Origin of the sequence: Pseudonocardia xinjiangensis, from assembly GCF_050948425.1 — a bacterium.
GTDB classification, from domain to species: Bacteria; Actinomycetota; Actinomycetes; order Mycobacteriales; family Pseudonocardiaceae; genus Pseudonocardia; species Pseudonocardia xinjiangensis.
In genome coordinates this window covers 1,576,401-1,600,187 of the sequence record NZ_CP192009.1, presented here as the reverse complement: position 1 = coordinate 1,600,187, position 23,787 = coordinate 1,576,401, and the positions used below count along the sequence as shown (strand labels likewise).

At 72.1% G+C, this 23,787-nt stretch carries 21 protein-coding genes; 13 read left to right on the top strand and 8 right to left on the bottom strand.

The window, feature by feature from the left end:
• The first annotated feature begins 22 nt into the window (after window positions 1–22).
• On the top strand, window positions 23–355 hold the full coding sequence (locus tag ACQPZA_RS07655; protein ID WP_433279597.1) for a putative quinol monooxygenase: 333 nt from the start codon (window positions 23–25) through the stop codon (window positions 353–355).
• A gap of 12 nt (window positions 356–367) precedes the next feature.
• On the opposite strand, the gene ACQPZA_RS07650 is transcribed toward ACQPZA_RS07655, so the two are convergent.
• The 3 genes from ACQPZA_RS07650 to ACQPZA_RS07640 all read right to left on the bottom strand — a co-directional run bounded on the left by ACQPZA_RS07650 (window position 368) and on the right by ACQPZA_RS07640 (window position 4,671).
• Window positions 368–1,795, bottom strand: coding sequence for an MFS transporter (locus ACQPZA_RS07650; RefSeq protein ID WP_433279596.1), 1,428 nt, complete (start codon window positions 1,793–1,795; stop codon window positions 368–370).
• 120 nt (window positions 1,796–1,915) lie between these two features.
• Window positions 1,916–3,451, bottom strand: coding sequence for a GMC family oxidoreductase (locus ACQPZA_RS07645; protein WP_433279595.1), 1,536 nt, complete (start codon window positions 3,449–3,451; stop codon window positions 1,916–1,918).
• Between the two features lie 188 nt (window positions 3,452–3,639).
• Window positions 3,640–4,671, bottom strand: coding sequence for a TerC/Alx family metal homeostasis membrane protein (locus ACQPZA_RS07640; protein ID WP_433279594.1), 1,032 nt, complete (start codon window positions 4,669–4,671; stop codon window positions 3,640–3,642).
• A gap of 180 nt (window positions 4,672–4,851) precedes the next feature.
• Between ACQPZA_RS07640 and ACQPZA_RS07635 the strand changes: the two genes are divergently transcribed.
• Genes ACQPZA_RS07635 through ACQPZA_RS07625 form a run of 3 tightly spaced genes read left to right on the top strand, consistent with a single transcriptional unit; the run spans window position 4,852 to window position 7,497 of the window.
• Window positions 4,852–5,250, top strand: coding sequence for a BatC protein (locus ACQPZA_RS07635; RefSeq protein ID WP_169398219.1), 399 nt, complete (start codon window positions 4,852–4,854; stop codon window positions 5,248–5,250).
• Window positions 5,240–6,541 (top strand): cupin domain-containing protein, encoded by a 1,302-nt coding sequence (locus ACQPZA_RS07630; RefSeq protein ID WP_433279593.1) that lies wholly within the window; start codon window positions 5,240–5,242, stop codon window positions 6,539–6,541. The genes ACQPZA_RS07635 and ACQPZA_RS07630 overlap by 11 nt, the downstream gene beginning before the upstream one ends.
• Window positions 6,538–7,497 carry a sucrase ferredoxin gene (locus ACQPZA_RS07625; protein WP_433279592.1) on the top strand — a complete coding sequence of 320 codons (960 nt, stop codon included), beginning with the start codon at window positions 6,538–6,540 and terminating at the stop codon, window positions 7,495–7,497. Before ACQPZA_RS07630 ends, ACQPZA_RS07625 begins: the two co-directional genes overlap by 4 nt.
• Window positions 7,498–7,506: 9 nt before the next feature.
• On the opposite strand, the gene ACQPZA_RS07620 is transcribed toward ACQPZA_RS07625, so the two are convergent.
• On the bottom strand, window positions 7,507–8,631 hold the full coding sequence (locus ACQPZA_RS07620) for an App1 family protein (protein ID WP_169398221.1): 1,125 nt from the start codon (window positions 8,629–8,631) through the stop codon (window positions 7,507–7,509).
• 110 nt (window positions 8,632–8,741) lie between these two features.
• Between ACQPZA_RS07620 and ACQPZA_RS07615 the strand changes: the two genes are divergently transcribed.
• From ACQPZA_RS07615 to ACQPZA_RS07600, 4 genes are all read left to right on the top strand, one after another.
• Window positions 8,742–9,419: an HAD hydrolase-like protein gene (locus tag ACQPZA_RS07615; RefSeq protein WP_433279591.1), complete on the top strand. Its 678-nt coding sequence runs from the start codon at window positions 8,742–8,744 to the stop codon at window positions 9,417–9,419.
• 5 nt (window positions 9,420–9,424) lie between these two features.
• The gene (locus tag ACQPZA_RS07610; protein ID WP_433279590.1) at window positions 9,425–10,159 is read left to right on the top strand and encodes an aspartate/glutamate racemase family protein; all 735 of its coding nucleotides are present in this window, start codon (window positions 9,425–9,427) and stop codon (window positions 10,157–10,159) included.
• A gap of 119 nt (window positions 10,160–10,278) precedes the next feature.
• Complete coding sequence (locus ACQPZA_RS07605) at window positions 10,279–11,745, top strand: NCS1 family nucleobase:cation symporter-1 (RefSeq protein ID WP_433279589.1); 1,467 nt, start codon at window positions 10,279–10,281, stop codon at window positions 11,743–11,745.
• A 37-nt stretch (window positions 11,746–11,782) separates the two neighbouring features.
• Window positions 11,783–12,679, top strand: coding sequence for a lysostaphin resistance A-like protein (locus ACQPZA_RS07600; RefSeq protein WP_433279588.1), 897 nt, complete (start codon window positions 11,783–11,785; stop codon window positions 12,677–12,679).
• A 25-nt stretch (window positions 12,680–12,704) separates the two neighbouring features.
• Here ACQPZA_RS07600 and glpK (ACQPZA_RS07595) read toward each other — a convergent pair whose 3' ends face one another.
• Window positions 12,705–14,216 carry a glycerol kinase GlpK gene (glpK, locus tag ACQPZA_RS07595; RefSeq protein ID WP_169398225.1) on the bottom strand — a complete coding sequence of 504 codons (1,512 nt, stop codon included), beginning with the start codon at window positions 14,214–14,216 and terminating at the stop codon, window positions 12,705–12,707.
• Between the two features lie 19 nt (window positions 14,217–14,235).
• On the bottom strand, window positions 14,236–15,000 hold the full coding sequence (locus tag ACQPZA_RS07590) for an IclR family transcriptional regulator (protein WP_169398226.1): 765 nt from the start codon (window positions 14,998–15,000) through the stop codon (window positions 14,236–14,238).
• Between the two features lie 212 nt (window positions 15,001–15,212).
• Between ACQPZA_RS07590 and ACQPZA_RS07585 the strand changes: the two genes are divergently transcribed.
• From ACQPZA_RS07585 to ACQPZA_RS07575, 3 genes are read left to right on the top strand one after another with little or no spacing between them, the layout of a single operon-like run.
• Window positions 15,213–16,028 carry an MIP/aquaporin family protein gene (locus tag ACQPZA_RS07585; RefSeq protein WP_433279587.1) on the top strand — a complete coding sequence of 272 codons (816 nt, stop codon included), beginning with the start codon at window positions 15,213–15,215 and terminating at the stop codon, window positions 16,026–16,028.
• A 28-nt stretch (window positions 16,029–16,056) separates the two neighbouring features.
• Window positions 16,057–17,574 (top strand): glycerol kinase GlpK, encoded by a 1,518-nt coding sequence (gene glpK / locus ACQPZA_RS07580; RefSeq protein ID WP_169398228.1) that lies wholly within the window; start codon window positions 16,057–16,059, stop codon window positions 17,572–17,574.
• Between the two features lie 46 nt (window positions 17,575–17,620).
• A complete protein-coding gene (locus ACQPZA_RS07575) occupies window positions 17,621–19,330 on the top strand; it encodes a glycerol-3-phosphate dehydrogenase/oxidase (RefSeq protein WP_433279586.1) in 1,710 nt (569 codons plus the stop codon).
• 79 nt (window positions 19,331–19,409) lie between these two features.
• On the opposite strand, the gene ACQPZA_RS07570 is transcribed toward ACQPZA_RS07575, so the two are convergent.
• Window positions 19,410–21,080, bottom strand: a complete 1,671-nt coding sequence (locus tag ACQPZA_RS07570; RefSeq protein WP_433279585.1) for an AMP-binding protein — start codon at window positions 21,078–21,080, stop codon at window positions 19,410–19,412.
• Between the two features lie 357 nt (window positions 21,081–21,437).
• Between ACQPZA_RS07570 and ACQPZA_RS07565 the strand changes: the two genes are divergently transcribed.
• Window positions 21,438–22,169 (top strand): alpha/beta hydrolase, encoded by a 732-nt coding sequence (locus tag ACQPZA_RS07565; RefSeq protein WP_433279584.1) that lies wholly within the window; start codon window positions 21,438–21,440, stop codon window positions 22,167–22,169.
• Between the two features lie 76 nt (window positions 22,170–22,245).
• On the opposite strand, the gene ACQPZA_RS07560 is transcribed toward ACQPZA_RS07565, so the two are convergent.
• Window positions 22,246–22,722, bottom strand: a complete 477-nt coding sequence (locus ACQPZA_RS07560) for a hypothetical protein (RefSeq protein WP_433279582.1) — start codon at window positions 22,720–22,722, stop codon at window positions 22,246–22,248.
• Window positions 22,723–22,756: 34 nt separating this feature from the next.
• Here ACQPZA_RS07560 and ACQPZA_RS07555 point away from each other — a divergent pair, with 34 nt between their 5' ends.
• Window positions 22,757–23,758 carry a threonine ammonia-lyase gene (locus ACQPZA_RS07555; protein WP_433279580.1) on the top strand — a complete coding sequence of 334 codons (1,002 nt, stop codon included), beginning with the start codon at window positions 22,757–22,759 and terminating at the stop codon, window positions 23,756–23,758.
• Window positions 23,759–23,787: the final 29 nt, after the last annotated feature.

The following is a 23,787-nucleotide window of genomic DNA, read 5'->3' as shown; positions in this document are numbered from 1 at the left end:
ACGGCGCCGCTACGGTCGTCGGATGTCATCCGTGCAGGACCCGGGGCGTGTCGGACGCTACGTGCGCATGGTCGCGCAGCCGGGCCGGGGAGCGGCTCTGGCCGACACCCTGCTCCGCGTGGCGGAGGGACTGCGCGGCGCCCCGGGCTGCGAGCTGTACGTGATCAACCTGTCGGCCGACGAGCCCGACACCGTGTGGGTCACCGAGGTGTGGGCCGACGAGGAGGCGTCCGATCGGGCCCTGTCCGCCGACCTCGGCGAGGTCGGCATCGGCGAGGTGCTCGAACTGCTGGCCGGCCCGCCGGAGCTGGTGGACCTGCGCCCCCTCGGGGGCACCGGGCTGGCCACCGACTGAGCGCGCGCCCACTCAGGCCACCACGACGTCCTCGGTGGACAGCCCGGTGGTCCGTGGCCCGACGAGGCCGATGTCGAGGGCGACGACGACGAGGGCACCGCAGATGACGACGAACACCCAGGCCGACCCCGCCGCCGCCAGTACCGGCAGGAGGACGAACGGCATGGCACCGGTCGCCAGCCGGGAGATCGCGTAGGTGCCGCTCGCCGCGGTCGAACGGACGGCCGTCGGGAAGATCTCCGCCTGGTAGATGTGGTAGCCGTTGGAGAAGACGTTGCTGGCGGCGGTGTAGAGGAAACCGAAGATCACGATCGGCACCATCGAGTTCGAGAAGCCGAACGCCAGCCCGAACGCGGCCATCGCGACAACCGATCCCACCACGAGGTACTTCCGCTCGAATCGTTCCACCAGCGGGAGCGACAGCAGGGAACCCACGGGGTAGCCGAGGAAGGTCAGTGCCGTGAACAGCAACGACGTGCTCAGCGCGTAGCCCTTCGCGGCCAGGATCAGCGGCACCAGCGTGCCGAACCCGTAGTAGCCGAAGACCTGGAAGACCTGGAACACGGCCATCATCAGCGTGCGCCGGCGGAGCGGGGGCGTCAGGAGCACACGCACTCCGGCACGAGCGGGTCGGACGGGGGCTTCCGGGTCACGCCGCGTCGGTTCGGTGAGCCGGTGACCGCCGCGGAGGGCCTCCGCCTCGATCCGGGACGTGATGCGGTCCGCTTCCGGACCGCGCCCGACGGCCTCCAGCCATCGCGGCGACTCCGGGAGCGTGGTGCGGAGAAGGAAGACGATGGCGGAACCGAGCGCACCGAGAGCGAAGATCCAGCGCCAACCGGCGATCCCGGCGAGGTGGCCGACGGAACCGCGGGCCAGGAACCCGACGATCGGCACGGCGATGAACGAGATGGTGTACGCCCACGCGGTGTAGCGGCCGCGCTGGCGGGCCGGGAGCATGTCCGAGAGGTAGGCGTCGGCCAGCGGGAGTTCGGCACCGACACCGAGGCCGGCGACGAACCGGCTGATCATCAGCCAGACCGCGTTCGGGCTGAAGGCGCCGGCCAGCGATGCCAGCGAGTACAGGGCCAGGTTGATCATGAACGCGCGGCGGCGGCCGACCCGGTCTGCCATCCGGCCCAGCACGATCGAACCGATGAACATGCCGACGAACGTCGAGGCCAGCACCGGGGCCAGTACGGCGCTGGTGAGGTGGAACTCGCTGGTCAGCGCACCCGACACGGCGCTGGTCAGGAACACCTCGTAGATGTCGAAGAACATGCCGATGCCGATCGTGACCGTGATCAGCCGATGGGTGCGCGTGATCGGCAACCGGTCCAGGCGGGCCGCCACCGTGACGGCGGTGCCTCCTCCTGACGGTGGCGCCTGCTCACCCGGGCGAGCCGGGCCGGCGTCCGAGGCCTCTGTGGGGCGTGACAAGGAGTACTCCGTTCCCTGGTGCTGGACATGGCGGTGCCCCGCGGGAGGCTCGGTCGCGGGAGCCGAACCGGCGGGGTGTGCCCGGGGGCGCCGTCGCCCCCGGGCACGGGCGGCGTGCTGCTACCGCCGGATCAGGTCCGCCGCACGTTCGGCGATGGCGTAGACGGTCGAGTTCGTGTTCCCCGACACGATCGAGGGCATCACGGACGCGTCCGCGACCCTGAGCCCGCTGATCCCGTGGACGCGAAGGTCGGGATCGACCACGGCCATGCCGTCGCCGTCCGGGCCGATCCTGCACGTGCCCGCCGGGTGGAAGTAGGTCCCGAGGCTCCGGCGCAGGTAGTCGCGCACACCCTCGGCATCCCGCACGCCGGGCCCGGGCACGACCTCCTCGCCGCGCCACGGGTCAAGGGCGAGCGTGCGACCGAGCGTCCGGGCCGCGTCCAGTCCGGCCGCCATGACGTCGAGGTCACGGGGGTCGGCGTAGTAGTTCGGGTCGATGAGCGGCGCCGCTCCGGGTTCGGCGCTGCCCAGGCGGACCGTGCCGCGGCTGTAGGGCCGCACGGCCGAGAAGACGATGGCGTACGCATGGTCCGGTCCACGCAGCCCGGGCCCGTACAGCGGCATGTCCGAGATGATCAGCTGGAGGTCGGGCCCGTCCGCAGCGACGGGGCTGCTCATCAGGCCGATCACCCCACTGTGGTTGCCGACTCCGGTCGGCACGGGCTGCACCGGGGTGTAGGCCACCATGGACAGCGGATGATCATGGAAGTTCGCTCCCACCCCGGGGAGGTCCAGGACCACCTCGACTCCCCTCTCGTCGAGGTGCGCCTGCGGGCCGACACCGGAGAGCATCAGCAGCTGCGCCGAGCCCACCGCGCCGGCGGTGAGCACGACCTCCCCCCGGCACTCCGCGACGAGCACCTGGGACCCCGTGCCGTGCTCGACGCTGTACTCGACCCCGGTGCACCGCCCGTCGTGCACCCGCACGCGATGCACCAGCGCGTCGGTGACCACCGTCAGGTTGGGCCGGCTGCGGACCTCCGCGTCGAGATACGCCTCAGCAGCACCGCAGCGCCGCCCGTCGCGGATGCTCACGTCCATCCAGCCGAAGCCCTCCTCCAGGCCGCCGCTGACGTCGGTCGCCGCGCGGTGGCCGGCCTCGACTGCCGCCTGCAGCCCCGCCGTCATGAAGGGGTCCGGCTCCATCGGCGCGACCACCACGGGGCCCTCGTCCCCGCGCAGGGCCGGATCACGGCCGTGCGCCCGCTCGGAGCGCCGGAAGTACGGGAGCAGATCGTCGAACCCCCAGCCCTTCGCCCCGGCCGCCGGCCACGCGTCGTAGCTCGATCGGTGGCCGCGGACGAAGAACATCGCGTTGATGGCCGACGACCCACCGAGCGCCTTTCCCCTCGGAAAGGGGATGGCCATCCCGTTCGCCGCCTGCACGACCGTGGCGTCACCCCAGTCCGCCGACGAACCGATCAGCGTCGGCCACGCGGGGGGCAGAGCCATCGACTCCGTACGCTGGCTGCTGCCGGCCTCGAGCAGCAGTACGTGCGCACTCCCGTCCTGCGACAGCCGGGCTGCGAGGACGCACCCGGCCGAGCCGGCGCCCACGATGACGAAGTCGTAACCGGCCGTGAAGGAACTCATGCAGATTCGCCCGTTCTCCGTGGTCAGCGGCATGGCAGAAATGCGATCCGCATTAGATTATGCCTAATATCTATCATCGGAACAGCGCTCGCAAGGTGAGCGCTCCCACACGACCAAACCGATAGATCAGACATAACCCGACATATCCGCGCCGCACTCGATTTAGTGCACGGAGAACGGGCGCGGGGTCAGGCCCCGCCGCGCTCCTGATCGGCCGTCACATGCTTGCGGGCGCGCAACGAACCGGCGTGGGCCTTCGCCGTCGGGTCGCTCCTGGTCTTTGCCAGGCTCGCCACGGTGACCACGGCGAGCACCACGACGATCACGCCGAGGCTCACCGGCGTGGAGATCTCCGGGACGCTCGGGCTCAGGTCCACGTGGGCCCAGTGCAGGATCAGCTTGGCCCCGATGAAGGCCAGGATGATCGACAGGCCCATCGACAGGTACACCAAACGGTCGAGCAGGCCCTTCACCAGGAAGAACAGCGCCCGCAGGCCGAGCAGGGCGAACGCGTTGGCCGCGAAGACGATGTAGGCCTCCTCGGTCACCCCGAACACGGCGGGGATCGAGTCGAGCGCGAACAACAGGTCGATGCTGCCGATCGCGATCAGCACGATGAAGAGCGGTGTCAGCATGCGGCGACCGTCGACCCTCGTGACGATCCGGCCGCCGACGTACTCGTCGGTGATCGGCAGAACGCGCCGGGCGCTGCGGATCACCGCGTTGTCCTCCACGTCCGGATCCTCGTTGCGATGCCGGAACATCTGCACGGCGGTGTAGACCAGCAGCAGGCCGAACAGCAGGAACATGAACGAGAACAACGAGAGCAGCGTGGCGCCGAGCGCGATGAAGATCGCCCGCATGATGAGAGCGAGCACGATCCCGAAGGTCAGGACCTTGTGCTGGTGCTCCTCCGGCACGGCGAACGTCGTCATGATGATGACGAAGACGAACAGGTTGTCGACCGACAGGCTCTTCTCGACGATGTAGCCGGCGAAGTACTGCGTGCCGAAGTCACCGCCGTAGGTCATGGCGAACCACACGCCGAACGCGACGGCGACCCCGACGTAGAACACCGACCACGCCGTGGCCTCACGGAAGCCGATGCGGTGCGGGCGCACCGCCGCCAGCACGAGGTCGAGCGCCAGTAGCGCGACGACCAGTCCGATCGTCACCGCCCAGGTGAGCCCGCTGATCTCCAGCACGTGGTCCTCCAACATCGCCCATGGCATTACGAACGCTTTACCCAACGGTGGGGGTACCTGTGGGGTTCCGCCGACAACCGGGTGGCTGCGACCAGCGGGGAGGGTGACCGATCCCGCATCGGCCTATAACCGGAGGGAACCGGGTAGTCCCCGGCCGTCATCGCAGTGGTGACGCACCAGCAGAGGAGGAGCTCGATGGCGCTCGACGACGACGACATGACGACGACTGCAGGCGGCGGTAACGAGGGCCCGGCCGACTCCGGCGCGGGCGGCGGCACCCCTGGTGTGCACGACGGTGGAGCGGACGGCGGGGCTGACGGCGGAGCCGACTCCGGCGCCGAGGGACCGGCCGACTCCGGCGCAGGTGGCACCCCTGGCGTCCACGACGGCGGAGCGGACGGCGGGGCCGACTCCGGCGCCGAGGGACCGGCCGACTCGGGGGCGGGCGGTGGCACCCCGGGCGTGCACGACGGTGGAGCCGACGGCGGGGCCGACTCCGGCGCCGAGGGACCGGCCGACTCCGGGGCGGGCGGCGGCACCCCGGGCGTCCACGACGGCGGAGCCGACGGCGGAGCGGACAGCGGTGCCCGCTGAGGTCACCCGACCCGGTGGTGCCGGACGCCCCGTGCTGGGGCGGCCGGCACCCACCGCCCCGCCTCCGGACGCCGTCGCCCCCGGTGCTCTCGCCCGGGTCACCGGGCTCGACGCCGACACCTTCGGTGCCCGGCACTGGGGACGGGAGCCACGGCTCGTGCGCGGCGCCGACCCCGACGGCTTCCGCGACCTGCTCGACCTCGACGGCGTGGACGAGCTGCTCTCGCGGCGCGGCCTGCGCACCCCGTTCCTGCGCCTGGCGCGCAACGGCTCCGTTGTCGACTCCGGCTCGTTCACCGGCCCGGGCGGGGCGGGCGCGGAGATCGGCGACCAGGTCCACGACGACAAGGTGGCGGCGCTCTTCGCCGACGGCACCACCGTGGTGCTGCAGGCGCTGCACCGCACGTGGCCCGCAGTGATCGACTTCGCGACGCTGCTGTCCGAGGAGCTCGGCCATCCCGTCCAGGCCAACGCCTACGTGACTCCCCCGTCCTCGCGCGGGTTCTCGGCCCACTACGACGTGCACGACGTGTTCGTCCTGCAGCTCGCCGGGCGCAAGCACTGGACGGTGCACGCTCCGGTGCACGCCGACCCGTTGCGCGACCAACCGTGGAACGCGCACGCCACCGCGGTGGCCGCCCGCGCGCGTGACGACACCCCGGTCATCGACACGGTCCTGGAGCCCGGCGACGTCATGTACCTGCCGCGGGGCTGGCTGCACGCCGCCACCGCGCTGGGCGACGTCTCGGCGCACCTGACGGTCGGCGTCCACGTCGTCACGCGCTACGCGCTGGTGGAGGCGCTGACCGCGCTCGTGGCCCACGACGCGGCGCTGCGGGCGTCGTTGCCCCTGGGCATCGACGTGTCCGACCCCGAGCAGCTCGCGCCGCATCTCGACGCCGTGCGCTCGGCCCTCGCCGAGGCACTACCGCAGGTGAGCGCCGAGGACGTGGCACGCCGCGTCCGAGGGCGGGTCTGGACGGGTGGGCGGCCCGAGCCGGTGCGGCCGGTGGCCGTGGCGACGTTCATCGAGCATCTCGCCACCGGGGACGGCGTGCGGCGCCGGGTGGGGCTGCGCCACCGGGTCGCCCTGCGCGACGAGCAAGTCGTGCTGAGCCTGCCCGACCGGCAGATCACGCTCCCCGCGGCCACGGAGGCCGCGGTGCGCGCGCTGGTGAGCGGGACGACCTGCTCGGTGGGTAGCCTTCCGGGAATGGACGAGGCCGACCAGCTCGTGCTGGTGCGCCGCCTGCTTCGGGAGGGCGTGCTGGTGCCGGCCACTCACGCATGACAGCGGCGGGGCCCTGGCCACGCTGCTCGTTCGTCGCCGACGCTGCACACGACCCACGTGAGGGCACGGCACCCCCGGCCGACCGCTGGTTCGTGGTCGAACACGGTGGACCGTGGGGCCGGGTCCCCCTCTCGCAGTCGGGGATACATCCCGCGGCGGTCGCCGCGATCTCGGCCTGGGTGGCCACCGAGGCCGGGCGGCTGGTCCTCGTGCGCCGGCCGGGCCGGGCGGCGGGCCCCACCGAGGACGTCGTCCCCGGCGACACCCCCGGGTGGCCGCGCCGCTGGTTCCGCGTCGACTCCCGCCCCGGGCACGAGTCGATCCGCACCGGGACCTTCGTCGACGAGGCGGAGCTGGTGGAGGCGGTGCACGCCCCCGGTGTGCCGTACGTGGGGCCGCTGCACCTCGTGTGCACCCACGGCCGCCACGACACCTGCTGCGCGGTGCGCGGACGCCCGCTGGCCGCCGCACTCGCCGCCGCCGACCCCGCCCCCGTCTGGGAGTGCAGCCACATCGGCGGCTGCCGCTTCGCCCCGGCGCTGGTCCTGCTCCCCCACGGCTACGTGCTCGGCGGACTGACGGCGCAGGACGCGCCCGCGGTCGTGCGCGACTACGCCGACGGGCGGCTGGACCCGCTCTGGATGCGCGGGCGCTCGTCGCTGCCCCCGGCCGTCCAGGCCGCGCAGCACCATGCGCGGATGGCCACCGGGGCGACGGGGGTGGATGCCCTGCGGCCCGTCGACATCGTCGCCGAACAGCAGGCGGACGGCAGCCCCGGCTGGCGGGTGGAGCTGGCCGACCCCGCCTGCTCGGTCCGGCTGCGCGAGCGGCGGGTGGAGACGGGGCGGCCCCTGACCTGCGCAGCCACGGTGCCGGGCTGGATGCGGGTGTTCGAACTGGTCGAGGTCAGGCCGACGACCACCGCCCACGGTGCGCTGCGCGACATGGACACCTGAGATGCCGGTTCAGCGGGCGAGCTCCGCGCGGACCGAAGCCACCGCGGCCCGGTCGAGCAGTCCCAGCGTGGCGGCATGGACGGCGATCTGCGCGCTGTCGTCCACGGCGAGCATCGGGACCCCGGCAGCGGTGATCTCGGCGGCGAGGTCGTCGACCTGGCGCAGCCGCACCGGATCGGCTCCCGTGGTGCGGCGGATGTACACCGCGGCCACCCGGTCGGGGGTCGCGCGGGCGAGCGTCGCGTAGATCTCGGGATCCTCCTGCCCGCTGTCCCCGATCAGGATCAGCCGCAGGTGCGGGTGCTCGTCGAGCAACCGGCGCACCAGCCCGAGCTTGTGGGCCTGCGCCCCGATGCGGAACAGCCCGGTGTGGGAGGGCCCCCAGTCGGTGAGCAGCAGCGGGCCGAGCGGGAACCCGCGCAGGCCCACGAACTGCAGGAGCATCTCGTGCAGGTTCCACGGGCTCGTGGAGACGTAGAAGACCGGACGCGCCGGCTCGCCCGCCGGGGTGGTGACGAGCGCGCGGTAGAGGGCCGCGGCGCCGGGCAGCGGGGTGCGGTCCTGCACGTCGGTGAGCAGGGTGACGCGCAGGAAGTCCAGGCCGCGGGTGAGCCCGGTGTCCACGATCGTGTCGTCCACGTCGCTGACCAGCCCGATGCGCGCATCCGGGTCGGTCACCAGCACGCGCGCCGTGGCGGTGGATCCCGCTGGCCCGGTCAGCCCGACCTCCAGCCACCCCGGCGCGACGTCGGTCAGCTCGACCTCGTGGTCGACGTACCCGTCACGGTCGGTCCGGACCACGACGTCGCCGCCGGGGAGATGGATCGTCACCTCCGCACCCGGCACCTCGATGGTGAGGAACCGCGCGATGCTCGCCCGCAGCACCGCGCGCCGCGAGCGCGGCGTGGCCGGACCCTCCCCCGAGGCCGTGGCCAGCACCGACGGCGCGGCGGCCTCCCGCCCGAGCACGAGCCGGGCACCCACCCGGACGCGCCGGGTGGTGCCGTGCCCGATGAACGGGACGATCACCGGGTGGCGCCGGCCGCGCAGGCGGGCCAGCGCCGCGACCACCGACTCCGCGAAGTCTTCCACCCGCAGTCCCACCGCGATGATCAGCTTGCCCCAGTCCGTCACGGGAGAAGGGCTACCGCACCCCGTGCGGCAGTGCCACCGCGGGGTGGCCCCGCACGGCGTCACCCGGCGCACCGGTGGCTCCCCGCGGCCCGGGACGTAGGCTCGGGTCGGTGCGCACTGTCCTGCTCGACCTCGACGGCACCCTCGTCGACTCCGCCGCCACGATCACCGAGCATCTCGCAGCCGCGCTGACCGAGGTCGGCTTCCCGGTGCCGGACGCGGAACGGTTGCGCCGGCTGGTCGGGCCACCGTTCGAGACCGCGCTGCCGGAGCTCGGGCTGACCGACGAGCAGACCTCCGCCGCGATCACCGCGTACCGCGCCTCCTACGACGCGGTGGCCGCCACGGTCACCCCCGTCTACCCCGGCGTCCCCGCGCTGCTGGAGCGCCTGCGCGAGGCGGACCTGCGGCTGGCGGTCGCCACCTCGAAGCCCGAGGAGCTCGCGCGCAAGATCGTCGCGGGTGTCGGGCTCGCCGGGTTCCTGGACCTCGTCGGAGGGGCCGACCACGTGGGCGGCCGGGTGGGCAAGGCGGCCGTCGTCCGGTCCGTGATCGAGCGGCTGGGTGTCGACCCGGCCCGGCAGCCGGTGGTGATGGTCGGTGACCGCCACCACGACGTCGACGGCGCGGCGGAGCACGGCATCCCGACGGTCGGGGTGGCGTGGGGGTACGCGGAGCCGGGCGAGCTGGACGGGGCCCGGCTGGTGGTCCCCCACATCGAGGCGCTGGCGGAGGCGCTGCGCGGTGACGAGGTCTGGTCCACCCTCCCGCCCGTGCCGCGCCACTGACCGCCGTGCGGATCCTGGTCGTCAACCCCAACACCACCGCATCGATGACGGAGCGGATCGGCGCGTGCGCGCAGGCTGCGGCGTCGGAGGGCACCACGGTCCGCGCCGTCAACCCGGGCATGGGGCCTGCGTCGATCGAGAGCCACTACGACGAGGCGCTCGCCGTCCCCGGCCTGCTCGCGGAGATCGCCCGCGGGGAGGCCGACGGCGTCGACGGGTACGTGGTGGCGTGCTTCGGTGATCCCGGCCTCGACGCCGCGCGCGAGCTCGCGACCGGTCCGGTGGTTGGCATCGCCGAGGCGGCCATGCGCACGGCGACGTACCTCGGCCGCGGGTTCAGCGTGGTCACGACGCTGGGACGGACCTGCGGGCGCGCCTGGGACCTCGCCGAGCGGTACGGCGTGCAGCGCTTCTGCCGCGCGGTGCGCGCCTGCGAGATCCCCGTGCTCGACCTGGACGACCCGGGCTCGGACGCCCGTGGGGTGATCACCGAGGAGTGCCGCCGGGCGGTGGCCGAGGACGGATCGGACGCGATCGTGCTCGGGTGCGCCGGCATGGCCGACCTGTGCACGGACATCAGCGCGCGCATCGGCGTGCCGGTCGTGGACGGCGTCACGGCCGCCACGCGCACCGTGGAGTCGCTGGTGGCGCTCGGGCTGCGCACCGGCGCGCGCGGTGAGTTCGCGGCTCCCCGACCCAAGACCTACACCGGGTTGCTCCGAGATTTCACGATCGCCTGAACCAGGCGGCCGGTGTTTCCCCGGCGCGAAGATCTCGTGACGGGCTGTGCATCGCTTCTCCGCGTACGGGCGTGACACCTACCTTTCCGGTACACGATCGCCGCGCCCGGGAGGTCAGCATGACCGATTCGCTCGAACACGCCGGAGAACGCCCGGCCCCGGTCGCCGAGCACGACCCGCGGCTCACCAACGAGGACCTCGCGCCGCTGCGGGAGCAGCACTGGACCTCGTACAACTTCTTCGCCTTCTGGATGTCCGACGTGCACAGCGTCGGCGGGTACGTCACGGCGGGCAGCCTGTTCGCCCTCGGCCTCGCGGCCTGGCAGGTGCTCGTCGCGCTGCTCGTCGGCATCTCGATCGTCTACGTCCTGTGCAACCTCGTCGCGCGGCCGAGCCAGGCGACCGGCACGCCCTACCCCGTGATCTGCCGGGCGTCGTTCGGGGTGCTCGGCGCCAACGTGCCGGCGATCATCCGCGGGCTGATCGCGGTGGCCTGGTACGGGATCCAGACCTACCTCGCCTCGCACTCGCTGGTGATCGTCGGGCTCAAGCTGTGGCCGGGGCTCGGGCCCTACGCCGACGTGGCACAGCACGGCTTCGCCGGGCTGTCGCTGGTGGGCTGGGTCGCGTTCGTGGCCATGTGGCTGCTGCAGGCCGCCGTGTTCTGGAACGGCATGGAGGCCATCCGGAAGTTCATCGACTTCTGCGGGCCCGCCGTGTACGTCGTGATGTTCCTGCTGGCGGGCTACCTCGTGCTGGAGGCGGGCTGGAGCAACATCGACCTGAACCTCGCCGAGGTGAGCATCCACGGCTGGGCCACGGTGCCGGTGATGCTCACGGCGATCGCGCTGGTCGTCTCGTACTTCTCCGGGCCGATGCTCAACTACGGCGACTTCGCCCGCTACGGCCGCAGCTTCGCGGCGGTGCGCCGCGGCAACCTGCTCGGGCTGCCCCTGAACTTCCTGGTGTTCGCGCTGCTCGTGGTGATCACCGCTGCCGCGACGCAGCCGGTGTTCGGCGAGCTCATCACCGACCCCGTCGAGACCGTCGCGCGGCTCGACAACACCTACGCGGTGGTGCTCGGCGCCCTCACCTTCATGATCGCCACGATCGGGATCAACATCGTCGCCAACTTCGTCTCGCCCGCGTTCGACTTCTCCAACGTCAGCCCGCAGAAGATCAGCTGGCGGGCCGGCGGGATGATCGCCGCCGTCGGCTCCGTGCTGATCACGCCGTGGAACCTGTACTCCAGCCCGGACGTCATCCACTACACGCTCGACACGCTCGGTGCGTTCATCGGCCCGCTCTACGGCGTGCTGATCGCCGACTACTACCTCATCAAGGGGCGCCGGGTCGTGGTGGACGACCTCTACACGCTGCGCCCCGACGGCAGCTACCACTTCCACCGCGGCTACAACCCGATCGCGATCGGAGCCACGGCGGTGGGCGCGGCGCTCGCGATGGCCGTGGTGCTCCTCGGTTCCGCGGGCGCCGCCGCGTTCAGCTGGTTCATCGGCGCCGGCATCGCCTTCGCCGTCCACTGGATGCTCTCCCGCCGGCGGGCCGTGGATCCGACGAAGGGATGACGACCGCCACGGCTCCCCGCCGCCACACTCGACGACCATGGGGGACCTGGGCTCGGCCGTACCGCCTGGACCGTCCGCATCCCGGCGGCTGAGGTCATGGCGCCCACCGCCGGCCGTCCGGACGGTCGTCGTGCTCGGGGCGGCCACCCTGATCTGGGTCGCCGTCGACGCCGGGCTCGACCCGTTCTTCGGCAACCCGCCCGACGACCGGCTCGGCCACGCCCTGCGCGCCGTGCTGACGGCGGTGCTGGCCGTGCCACTGGTGGTGCTGGGCCGCCGCCACCTCGACGCGCGCCCGTGGGCGGGGCTGGCCCTCACGCCGCTGCGCGGCGGGGGGCTGCGGTCCCTGCTGTCCGGGGCCGCGTTCTGGCTCGGCGCGGCCGCCGTCGGGACGGCCGTGACCATCGCGGCGGGCGGGGCCACGATCGCCGTCGTCGACATCGACGCACAGGCGCTGCTGCTCGCCCTCTACCTGCCGGTGCTGGTGGTGCTCTTCGAGGCCCTTCCCGAGGAGCTGATATTCCGCGGCTACCTGTACCGCAACCTGGCGGACCGCTTCACGCGCTGGACGGCCGTCACCGGGCAGGCGGCGCTGTTCACCGTCTGGGGCACGGTGCTGGGGGCGGCCGGCTCGGTGGACCGGGTGCTCCTGTTCTTCTCGTTCAGCCTGGCGCTCGGTGCACTGCGGGTGGTGGCCGGCAGCGTATGGGCGCCCATCGGGTTCCACCTCGCGTTCCAGTGGGTGGCCCAGTACCTGGGGGCCCCGGACGGCGCCTTCGCCGTCGACGGCCGGGGGACCCTGGACGTGGTGGCGATGTGGCTCTTCCCGATCGCGCTCGGCACCGTCGTGCTGGTGATCGCCGGTGCCCGTCGCGGGGTGCGCTGGTCGGAGCGCGACCCCGACGGACCCGTGCCGGTCCCGGCGACCAGCTGACGCGGTGCCGGTCGCGACGGGGTGGTCAGTCGCCTGCGGGCGTCTGCACCCAGCCGTAGCTGCGGTTCACCGCGCGTCCCCAGTTCTCGTGCTCGCGCCGGCGCAGGGCCGCGTCCATCGCGGGCTCCCAAGCGGCAGCACGGTGCCAGTTCGCGCGCAGCACCTCCAGGTCGGACCAGTGCCCGACCGCCAGCCCGGCCGCGTACGCAGCGCCCAGCGAGACGGCCTCCGACACCAGCGGCCGCTCCACCGGCACGTCGAGGACGTCCGCGACGAACTGCATCAGCAGGTGGTTGGCGGTCATGCCGCCGTCGACCTTGAGCCTGGTGACCGGCACCCCGGAGTCGGCGTTCATCGCGTCGATCACCTCGCGCGTCTGCCAGCCGGTGGCCTCGAGCACGGCCCTGGCGAGGTGGCCGCGGTTGATGAACGACGTCAGCCCGACCATCACGCCGCGCGCATCGGGGTGCCAGCGCGGTGAGTACAGCCCCGAGAACGCGGGGACGATGTAGCACCCGCCGTTGTCGGGGACGGAACTGGCGAGCGTCTCGATCTGGGCGGCCGTCGCGATCATCCCGAGCGAGTCGCGGAACCACTGCACGAGCGACCCCGTCATGGCGATCGCGCCCTCCAGCGCGTAGACGGGCTTGTCCCCGAGCACGTACCCGACCGTCGGGATCAGCCCGTGGGTCGACTCGGCCAGCCGCGTCCCGGTGTTCATCAGCAGGAACGCGCCCGTCCCGTAGGTGCACTTGATCTCGCCGGGCGAGAAGCACGCCTGCCCGACGAGCGCGGCCTGCTGGTCGCCGAGCGCCCCGGCCACCGGAACGCCGGGCAGCACCGCCGTGCAGGTGCCGTACACCTCGGCGTTGGGGCGGATCTCGGGCAGCATCCGCCGGGGCACCGCCAGCACCTCCAGCAGCTTCTCCGACCACTCGAGCGTCCGGACGTCCATCAGCATCGTGCGGCTGGCGTTGGTGACGTCACTGACGTGCCGGCCGCCGTCCGGGCCGCCGGTGAGCCGCCAGATGAGCCAGCTCTCCATCGTGCCGAACAGGACGTCGCCCGCCTCCGCGCCGTCCCGGGCGCCCGGCACGTGGTCCAGCAGCCAGCGCAGCCGCGGGCCGGCGAAGTAGGTGGCGGGCGGCAGCCCGCAGATGTCCTTGATCAGGGCGGCGTGCCCGTCGTCGGCCAGGCGGGCGACGATGCCGTCGGTGCGCGTGTCCTGCCAGGTGATCGCGGGCGCGAGGGGGACGCCGGTGTGCCGGTTCCAGATCACGGTGGTCTCGCGCTGGTTCGCGATCCCCAGCCCGACGATGTTGTCCGGGGTGAGGCCCGCGTTGCGCAGGGCGGCCGGGACGACGCGCGTGACATTGCGCCAGATCTCCGCCGCGTCGTGCTCGACGAGCCCGGGGCGCGGGTAGTACTGGCGGTGCTCGCGCTGCGCCACGGCGATCATCCGCCCGGACCGGTTGAACAACAGGCACCGGGTGGACGTGGTGCCCTGGTCGATCGCGGCGACGACGCGCTCGGTCATGGCTGCCCCCTCCGCCGCGTCATCGCCCCTCCATCAGCGCCGCCGAGATCTCCCGCGCAGCGCCCACCATCTGCTCCAGCATCCACGGCCGCAACTCCCCGCCCAGGCCGAAGAGCTCCTCCACCGGACCGACCACGGCGATCGCCGCGACGACCATTCCGCCGCTGGACCGCAACGGGGCCGCCGCCCCGCCCACCCCCGTCTCGTACTCGCCGGTGTCGCTCGCCCAGCCGCGACGGCGGGCCACGGCGAGGTGGGCTTCCAGCGCCGCCACCGTGGTGCAGGTGCGGCCGGTCCAGCGCTGCAGGTCGAGCTCCCGGGCGTGCGGGGTGGCCACCGGCGCGAACGCGAGCAGGCACTTGCCCAGTGCGGTGGCGTGCAGGGGCTGCTCCTCCCCCGTCCGGATCCGCTGGGGTGACCCGTCCGGCCGGAACACGTGGTGGACGAGCCGGACCGACGTCGATGCCGCGATGCCCACCTGCACCGCCATCCCCGTGCTGCCGGCGAGGGAGTCCGCCCAGTTCATCGCCCGGGCACGCAGGTCGTGCGGGTCCCAGCCGCCACCGCCCAGCTCCTGCAGCCCCGGACCGAGCCGGTAGCGGGAGCTCTCCACGTCCTGTTCGACGAACCCGACCTCCCGCAGGGTCCGGACGATCCCGTGGGCGGTGGGAGGCGGGAGGTCCAGGGCCGCCGCGATCTCCTTCAGCCCGAGGGGCCGGTCCGTGCTCCCCAGCAGCCGCAGCACCGCCGCTGCGCGCTCGATGGACTGGATGAACCCCGGCACGGACCGACTGTACGGCCCGTGTACCGCTGATCGACGCAGCGCGACACGCCGTTCACGGGCTGCCCGCCTCGATCCGTCCAGTCGACCCCAATGTGATGTTCGTCCGATCGGTGGTTCGACAATGCCGAACCTCGGACGTTGACCGCAGGTCACACCCGTTCCTAGCGTTCAGGAACCGCCGATTCGAGCGGCACCTTCCAAGGAGGGCTTCGATGGCGAAGAACTCGTATATCGGGGAACTGGCGGCCGAGTTCTTCGGCACCATGATCCTCTTGTTGTTCGGGGCAGGCGTGGTCGCGCAGGTCGTCGCAGGTGGCAGCAGCCTGGGAGACCACGACTCCATCGCCTGGGCCTGGGGCATCGGCGTGATCCTCGGTGTCTACGTGGCGGGCCGTCTCAGCGGCGGCCACATCAACCCGGCCGTGACGATCGCACTGGCCGCGTTCCAGGGGTTCCCCTGGCGCAAGGTCGCGCCCTACGTGGTGGCGCAGACGGCGGGGGCGTTCGTCGCCGCCCTCATCGTCCGGTTCAACTACGCCAACTACATCGACATGATCGACCCGGGCCACACCTACAAGACGCAGATCATCTTCTCCACGCTCCCGGGCAACGGCGCAGCCGGCATCAGCCTCACGACCGCGTTCTTCGACCAGATCATCGGCACCGCGATCCTGGTGTTCGTGGTCTTCGCGCTGGTCAACGCGCGGAACAACCCACCATTGGCCAACCTCGTTCCGGTGGTCATCGGGCTGCTCGTGGTGGGCATCGGCATGGCCTGGGGGGCGAACGCGGGCTACGCCATCAACCCGGCCCGTGACTTCGGGCCCCGGCTCGCGTCGTACATCACCGGATACTCGACCGCCTGGACCGACCAGAACGGCACACCTTATTGGTGGCTGCCGATCGTGGCACCGATCATCGGTGGCCTCATCGGCGGCGGGCTGTTCCAGGTCTGCATCAACCGCTTCATCGTCGCCGCCGAAGAGACCTCCGAGCCCACTCCCGTGGGCCGCGACGTCCCTCGGTAGGACCCACCAACACCAGCGGAGACAACTCATGGCCGAGTTCGTCGGTGCCATCGACCAGGGCACCACCAGCACCCGCTTCATGATCTTCGACCACTCGGGCAACGAGGTGGGTCGCCACCAGCTCGAACACGACCAGATCCTGCCGCAGGCCGGCTGGGTGGAGCACAATCCCGTCGAGATCTGGGAGCGCGCGTCGGCGGTGGTCCAGACCGCGCTCAACAGGTCCGGCCTATCGTCGTCGGACCTGGTGTCACTGGGCATCACCAACCAGCGCGAGACAGCCGTCGTGTGGGACAAGCGCACGGGACGCCCGCTGTACAACGCGATCGTCTGGCAGGACACCCGCACCGACCGGATCGCGTCGGCGCTCGACCGGGACGGGCGCGGCGACGTCATCCGGCAGAAGGCCGGGCTGCCGCCGGCCACCTACTTCTCCGGCGGCAAGGTCCAGTGGATCCTGGAGAACGTCGACGGGGCCCGGGAGGCGGCGGAGAGCGGCAACGCGATCTTCGGCAACACCGACACCTGGCTGATGTGGAACCTCACGGGCGGCAAGGACGGCGGCGTCCACGTCACCGACCCGACGAACGCCAGCCGCACGATGCTGATGAACCTCGAGACGCTCGACTGGGACGACGAGCTGCTCGGCTTCTTCAACATCCCGCGGTCGATGCTGCCCGAGATCAAGCCGAGCTCGTGCCCGGAGTCCTACGGCACCACGCTCACGAAGGGCCCGCTGGCCGGCGAGGTCCCGATCACCGGCGACCTCGGCGACCAGCAGGCGGCCACCGTCGGCCAGGTGTGCTTCGCCCCCGGCGAGGCGAAGAACACCTACGGCACCGGCAACTTCATGCTGCTCAACACGGGCACGGAGCTGGTGCGCTCGAAGGCCGGGCTGCTTTCCACCGTCTGCTACAAGTTCGGTGACGAGCCGGTGGTCTACGCGCTGGAGGGTTCGATCGCCGTCACGGGGTCGGCCGTGCAGTGGCTGCGTGACCAGCTCGGGATCATCTCGGGGGCCGCGGAGAGCGAGTCGCTGGCCCGTCAGGTGGAGGACAACGGCGGCGTCTACTTCGTCCCGGCGTTCTCGGGGCTCTTCGCCCCGTACTGGCGTTCCGACGCCCGCGGCGCGATCGTCGGGCTCTCCCGGTACAACACCAACGCCCACCTGGCCCGGGCGACGCTGGAGGCGATCTGTTACCAGAGCCGCGACGTGGCCGAGGCGATGGAGAAGGACTCCGGAGTCCACCTGGAGGTGCTCAAGGTCGACGGCGGGGTCACCGCCAACGAGCTGTGCATGCAGATCCAGGCCGACGTGCTCGGCGTACCGGTCAGCCGGCCGGTCGTCGCGGAGACCACGGCGCTGGGTGCCGCGTACGCGGCGGGGCTGGCCGTCGGGTTCTGGAAGAACACCGACGAGCTACGCACCAACTGGAACGAGTCGAAGCGCTGGGAGCCCCGGTGGAGCGATGAGCAGCGCTCCCACGGGTACGAGCGCTGGAAGAAGGCCGTCACCAGGACGTTGGACTGGGTGGACGTCGACTGAGCGGTTCTCCGCCCGGCTCGTTCATGACGACGATGAGAGGAAGACCATGAGATCGGTTGCGCTCTCTCCGCAGGCCCGTGAGGCCGCACTGGAGGCCATGAGCTCGACCGAACTCGACGTGCTGGTCGTCGGGGGCGGTGTCGTGGGCAGTGGATCTGCCCTCGACGCCGCCACCCGCGGCCTCACCGTCGGGCTCGTCGAGGCTCGCGACTTCGCCTCCGGCACGTCCAGCAGGTCGAGCAAGCTCATCCACGGTGGCCTGCGCTACCTGGAGATGCTGGACTTCCGACTCGTCGCCGAGGCGTTGCAGGAGCGGGGTCTGCTCATCCAGAAGCTGGCCCCGCACCTGGTCCGTCCGGTGCCGTTCATCTATCCGCTGAACCACCACGTGTGGGAGCGGGTGTACGCCGGCGCCGGCGTGGCGCTCTACGACACGTTGGCGCTGCTGTCCGGGCGGGCCAGGGGGGTGCCGCACCACCGGCACCTGACCAGGCGCGGCGCCCGGCGGGTGTTCCCGTCGCTGCGCAAGGACGCTCTCGTCGGGGCCCTGGAGTACTACGACGCGCAGGTCGACGACGCCCGGCACACGATGTTCGTCGCCCGCACGGCGGCGGCCTACGGGGCCCACATCGCGTCCAGGGCGCGGGTCACGGCGCTGCTGCGCGAGGGCGAGCGGGTCACCGGGGCGGAGGTGCACGACCTCGAGTCCGGCCGCACGATCAAGGTGCAGGCCCGGCAGGTCGTCAACGCCACCGGCGTGTGGACCGACGAGACCCAGAGCCTGGCGGGCGAGCGCGGGCAGTTCCACGTCAGGGCGAGCAAGGGCATCCACCTCGTCGTGCCGCACGACCGGATCCGCGGCGACTCCGGGCTGATCCTGCGCACGGAGAAGTCCGTGCTGTTCGTCATCCCGTGGGGGCGGCACTGGATCATCGGCACCACCGACACGGACTGGACGCTCGGGCTGGCCCATCCGGCGGCGAGTGCCGCCGACATCGACTACCTGCTCGACCACGTCAACAAGGTGCTGGAGCAGCCCCTCACCCACGCCGATGTGGAAGGTGTCTACGCCGGGCTGCGGCCGCTGCTGTCGGGCGAGTCCGAGTCGACGTCGATGCTCTCGCGTGAGCACGCGGTGTCGCATGCGGTGCCCGGTCTCGTGGTGGTGGCTGGCGGCAAGTACACCACCTACCGCGTGATGGCCAAGGACGCCGTCGACGCCGCGGTGCACGGGCTCTACCAGAAGGTTCCGCCGTCGGTCACCGAGGACGTGCCGCTGCTGGGGGCCGAAGGCTTCACGGCGCTGAAGAACTCCGCACACGTGCTGGCCGAGCGCTACGGGCTGCACGAGGCACGCATCCAGCACCTGCTCGGCCGGTACGGGTCGCTCGTCCACGAGGTCCTCGACCTCGTGGAGCAGGACCCGTCGCTGGGCGAGCCGCTGACCGGCGCGCCCGACCACCTGCGGGCCGAGATCGTCTACGCGGCGTCGCACGAGGGCGCCCGGCATCTCGACGACGTGCTCGCCCGTCGCACCCGGATCTCGATCGAGACCTTCGACCGCGGCATCGGTGCCGTCGAGGAGGCCGCCCGGCTCGTCGCACCGGTGCTGGGCTGGAGCGGCGAGCAGATCGAGCGCGAGGTGGAGCACTACCGCAAGCGCGTGGAGGCCGAGCGGGAGAGCCAGAAGATGCCCGACGACGAGACGGCCGACGCCGCCCGGATGGGCGCACCGGAGGTCGTGCCCGTCCGCTGATCCGGCCCCGGGGCGCGCCACCGCTCGCACGGTGGCGTGCCCCGGGTGCACCGGCTGGGCGGCCGGGGCCCGTGGGCGGTCACTCCGTGGTGAGCGCGGCCCCGGTCTGCAGCTCGCGGCGCAGCAGTTCCTTGCGCACCTTGCCGTTGTCGTTGCGGGGCAGCTGCCCGACCAGTTCCAGCCGGCTGGGCAGGTACCAGTCGGTCATGCCCTTGCCGGTCAGGTAGGCGCGCAGCTCCTCGAGGGTGACCGGGGGCGAGCCGGCCGCGACGACGACGGCACAGGCGAGTTCGCCACCGTGGCCGTCGGGATAGCCGACCAGCGCGACGTCGGCGACGCCCGGGTGGGTGAGCAGCTCGGACTCGACGTCGTTGACCGGGATCATGAACGCGCCGCCGATGCGGTCGCCGGCCCGGCCCATCAGCCGGATTCCGCCCCGCCCGTCCGGGACGGCGAGGTCGCCCGTGTCGAACCAGCCGTCCTCGTGCTCGGCGATGACAGTGAGCGCAGCGCTGTCCCGGCCCAGTGTCGCCAGACACACGCCGCCGCCGCGGGCGTACAGCCGCCCCGGCCGGTCCACGGTGATCTCGGTGTCCGACCGCAGGTCGAGCTCCGCCCACGGGAGCGGTCGTCCGTCGCTGTGGGCAGCCCAGTCCGGGGGATCCTCTCTGCTGGTCAGCGTGCCGACCCCGATCTCGGTCATCCCCCACCCGCTCTGCAGCGGTACCCCGAACACCCGCGGCACCTCCGCGACCAGCGGTCGCGGGACGGTGGTGGCACCGCAGCCGACGATGCGGAGCGCGGGCAGGTGCTGAGGCTGTCCGCTCCCCGCCGTGATGAGGTCCTCGACGAAGAAGGGTGCGGCGATCAGGACCGTGCTGCCGGTCCCGGAGAGGACAGCAGCACCCCGTTCACCCGACCACGAGTCGAGCAGGACGCTGCACGCGCCGGGCAACAGCGGGAGAAGGGCGAGCAGGTGCCCCAGGACGTGCATCGACGAGTGCGGGGTGAAGAGCACGTCCTGAGGTCCGAGGCGGTCCCGCTCGGCAGTCGCCGAGACCGTGGCGTACAGCGTGTTGTGGGTGTGCAGCGCGCCTTTCGGCTCGCCGGACGTGCCCGATGTGAAGAAGATCGCGGCGACCCGGTCCGGATCCTCCACCGCGTCGTCCAGAGCGACCGGATGACGCTGCTCCCAGGGCGTTTCCTCGAAGAACGAGGCGAACTCGATCTCGCCGTCGTCCGCTTTCCCGAGGACGACCCGGTGTCGCAGCTGAGGCAGCCGGGGAGCGATCTCCCGCAGTGCCGCGGCATGGTCGAACCCCGCCCATTCGTCCACCGTGACGACGACGCTCGCGCCCACCCGGGCCAGCACCCGCTCCAGCTCGCGGGGACGGATGGTGGTCATGACGGGGGCCAGCACCGCCTGCAGCCGCATGGCCGCCAGCAGGAGCGCACCGGCCTGCCACCAGTTCGGGAGCTGGCAGGACACCACCTGGCCCGGCCGCACACCCAGCTCGTACAGCGCCCCGGCGAAGCGCTCCACGTGTCGGCCGTACTCCGCGTAGCCGATCTCCACCGAGCTCATCTCCGTGGGTCCGCCACCGGCCCGGTAGGCCTTGACCGCGACGGCATCGGGTGTCTCTCGGCACCATCGCCGCAGATCTCCGACCGGGGTCGAGTCCCGCCAGATCCCGGATTTGCGATATTCCTGCGCAGCCCCCCCGGGCGCACGAATCGTAAAACTCGACACAAAAACCCCCGATTCCCCTCGCGACCTGCGTCCGACGGTACCGGGAATATCCCGCTCCACCAGCCGGATCCCCGCCCAAGAATTGATCACAGAGTGGGCGGAATGGATATTCTCGTCGAATCATCCCATCGCAATTATCGGGTGCGACGCGGCTGCCCGGCCTCGGCCTCGAGGCGCTGGCGCGAAACCCGATGGCGGGCCACGGCGACCACTGCTACCTTGCCGGCGGCCGTGCGAGAGATCGAGGAGGTGGTACCCGTGAACGCAGTATCGACATGGGTGCTCCCCTCCGGGGTCACGGTCGGGCGATAGGTCGTCCGGGAGCGCCGTTCACGAGCACTCCCGAAAGGCACGACCATGCGATTCACCTCCGATCAGCGCCTCGACGACGGCGTCCTCGAACGCAGGTTCACCCTCGGCGAGATCCCCGGCATCCTGTGGACGCCCGGATCCGCGTCCGCACCGGCCCCGCTGATCCTGCTCGGCCACCCCGGCGGACTGCACAGGATGTACCCCCGGCTGGTTGCCCGGGCCCGGCACTCCGCGGCGGCGGGCTTCGCCGCGGCCACCATCGAGCTCCCCTGGAGCGGTGACCGGCCCCGTTCCGCCGCCGCCGAGGAGGCCCGCGCCGACCTGCGCCGGGCGCTGGAGGCCGGCGCGCCGGTCGACGACGGGATCGTCGACCGCCTCGTCCTCCCACTGGTCGACAAGGCGGTCCCGGAATGGCGGGCCGCCCTGGACGCCCTCCTCTCGCTGCCCGGGATCGGCGGCCCGGTCGGGTACGCGGGCGGGGTGATCTCCATCGGCGTCCGGCTAGCGGTGGTCGAGCCGCGCATCTCGGCCGCCGTTCTGTTCGCCGGGAGCTTCGTGCCCCGCGCCCTGTTCGAGGAGGCCCGGCAGGTCACCATTCCGCTGCAGGTCCTCCTGCAGTGGGACGACGAAGGCAACGACCGGCAGATGGCCCTGGACCTGTTCGACGCCTTCGGCTCCACGGAGAAGACGCTGCACGCCAACATGGGCGGGCACACCGGCGTCCCGCAGTTCGAGGGGGACGAGGGGAACCGGTTCTTCGCCCGGCACCTGACGTGAGCGCGGGTCGGGGTCGTCGCAGGCGGTCCCGTCATGGACCCGCTCACCGTGTGCGGCGGCCCCGACCGTTGCCGTACTAGTCCTCGTCCCACACGCCCAGCAGGCTGACCAGCACGAACACCTGCACGGGCACCGGCAGTCCGGGCAGGTCCGCCTCCGCCTCGCCCCGCCACGCGCTGACCCGGCGCACCCTTCCGACCGGACTGCCGGCCACCGTCAGCACGTGTTCGTGGCGGATCAGCGACGGACGCTCGAAGGCGTGCGTGACGCCGTCGGTGTCGAGCGTCCACTCCGCCCGGCCCACCCCGTCGGCCAGCGCGACGAGCTCGCCGCGCTCGTCGACCAACCGGAACCGGCGCCACGACCACCCGCCGCGGGCCACGTCGTAGCGGCAGCCGTCGAGCACGAAGGAACCCCCGCCGATGAACGCCGACGGCTTCCAGACGCAGAGCGGCGTGCCGTCCTGGGCGATCTCGTACCGGGTGCTCAGCAGCCCCATCCGCGACGCGCGTAGCACGCGCACACCCCACCACCCCCGCGGCCGATCCGCCATCCCCGTGACTCCACTGCCGGGTTAGCGTGAAGCGGTGAGCGACCTGATCACCATCGACGACATCACCGCAGCAGCGGAGCGGATCGCGGGATACGTCCTGCGTACGCCCACGGTCGCGAGCCCTGGCCTCGCCGCGCACCTCGGCGTGCCCGTCACCCTCAAGCTGGAGCTACTCCAGCGGTCCGGCTCGTTCAAGCCGCGCGGCGCCTTCCACAAGCTGCTCGGACTGACCCCCGCGGAGCGCGCGGCCGGTGTCGTGGCGGTCAGCGGCGGCAACCACGGACTCGCGCTGGCCGACGCCGCCGGTTCGCTGGACATCGCGGCCACCGTCGTCATGCCGGAGGCGGCGCCACAGCGCTCGATCGCCGCCTGCCGCGCGTCCGGCGCGACGGTGCGGCTCACCCCCGACATGGGGGGCGCCTTCGCACTGCTCGACGAGCTCGTGGCCAGCGGGCTCACCCTCGTCCACCCGTTCGACGACCCGATCGTGCTCGCCGCCCAGGGCACCGTCGGCCTGGAGTTCGCCGCCGACGCGCCCGACGTCACCGACGTGCTGGTCAGCATCGGTGGGGGTGCCCTGATCGCCGGCGTGGCCGCGGCGATGCGCGCCCTCGTGCCCGGGGTCCGGGTCTGGGGCGTCGAGACCGAGGGCGCCGACGCGATGACCCGCGCCCTCGCCGCCGGTGACCCGACCGGGTTCACGCCGACCTCGATCGTCACCACGCTCAGCGCGCCGTACGTGTCGCAGCTGACGCTCGACCACGTGCAGGCCCTCGTCGAGGACGTCATCGTCGTCTCCGACGCCGACGCCGTGGCCGGCACCCTCGCCCTCGCCGAGGAGGCGAAGGTCTGGGCCGAGCCCGCGGCAGGCTGCCTGCTCCCGGCCGCCCAGCGCGTGCTCGACCGGGTCGGCCCGGACGTCCGGCTCGGGCTGGTGGTCTGCGGCGGGAACGTCACCGCCACGGACCTGACGGGGTGGGTGCAGCGGTTCGGAGCCGCCCCGCTCCCCCGCCGTCCCGTCCCGGCGGCGCCCTGACCCCGCGGTAGCCCGGCGGAGCGGAAGCT

Bases quoted from the DNA above. Each gene is read 5' to 3' on its own strand.
- ACQPZA_RS07640 (WP_433279594.1), bottom strand. From the start codon at position 4,671: ATGTTGGAGGACCACGTGCTGGAGATCAGCGGGCTCACCTGGGCGGTG.
- ACQPZA_RS07565 (WP_433279584.1), top strand. From the start codon at position 21,438: ATGCGATTCACCTCCGATCAGCGCCTCGACGACGGCGTCCTCGAACGC.
- glpK (WP_169398225.1), bottom strand. From the start codon at position 14,216: ATGACCGAGCGCGTCGTCGCCGCGATCGACCAGGGCACCACGTCCACC.
- ACQPZA_RS07655 (WP_433279597.1), top strand. From the start codon at position 23: ATGTCATCCGTGCAGGACCCGGGGCGTGTCGGACGCTACGTGCGCATG.
- ACQPZA_RS07560 (WP_433279582.1), bottom strand. From the start codon at position 22,722: ATGGCGGATCGGCCGCGGGGGTGGTGGGGTGTGCGCGTGCTACGCGCG.
- ACQPZA_RS07575 (WP_433279586.1), top strand. From the start codon at position 17,621: ATGAGATCGGTTGCGCTCTCTCCGCAGGCCCGTGAGGCCGCACTGGAG.
- ACQPZA_RS07585 (WP_433279587.1), top strand. From the start codon at position 15,213: ATGGCGAAGAACTCGTATATCGGGGAACTGGCGGCCGAGTTCTTCGGC.
- ACQPZA_RS07605 (WP_433279589.1), top strand. From the start codon at position 10,279: ATGACCGATTCGCTCGAACACGCCGGAGAACGCCCGGCCCCGGTCGCC.
- glpK (WP_169398228.1), top strand. From the start codon at position 16,057: ATGGCCGAGTTCGTCGGTGCCATCGACCAGGGCACCACCAGCACCCGC.
- ACQPZA_RS07625 (WP_433279592.1), top strand. From the start codon at position 6,538: ATGACAGCGGCGGGGCCCTGGCCACGCTGCTCGTTCGTCGCCGACGCT.
- ACQPZA_RS07635 (WP_169398219.1), top strand. From the start codon at position 4,852: ATGGCGCTCGACGACGACGACATGACGACGACTGCAGGCGGCGGTAAC.
- ACQPZA_RS07645 (WP_433279595.1), bottom strand. From the start codon at position 3,451: ATGAGTTCCTTCACGGCCGGTTACGACTTCGTCATCGTGGGCGCCGGC.
- ACQPZA_RS07600 (WP_433279588.1), top strand. From the start codon at position 11,783: ATGGGGGACCTGGGCTCGGCCGTACCGCCTGGACCGTCCGCATCCCGG.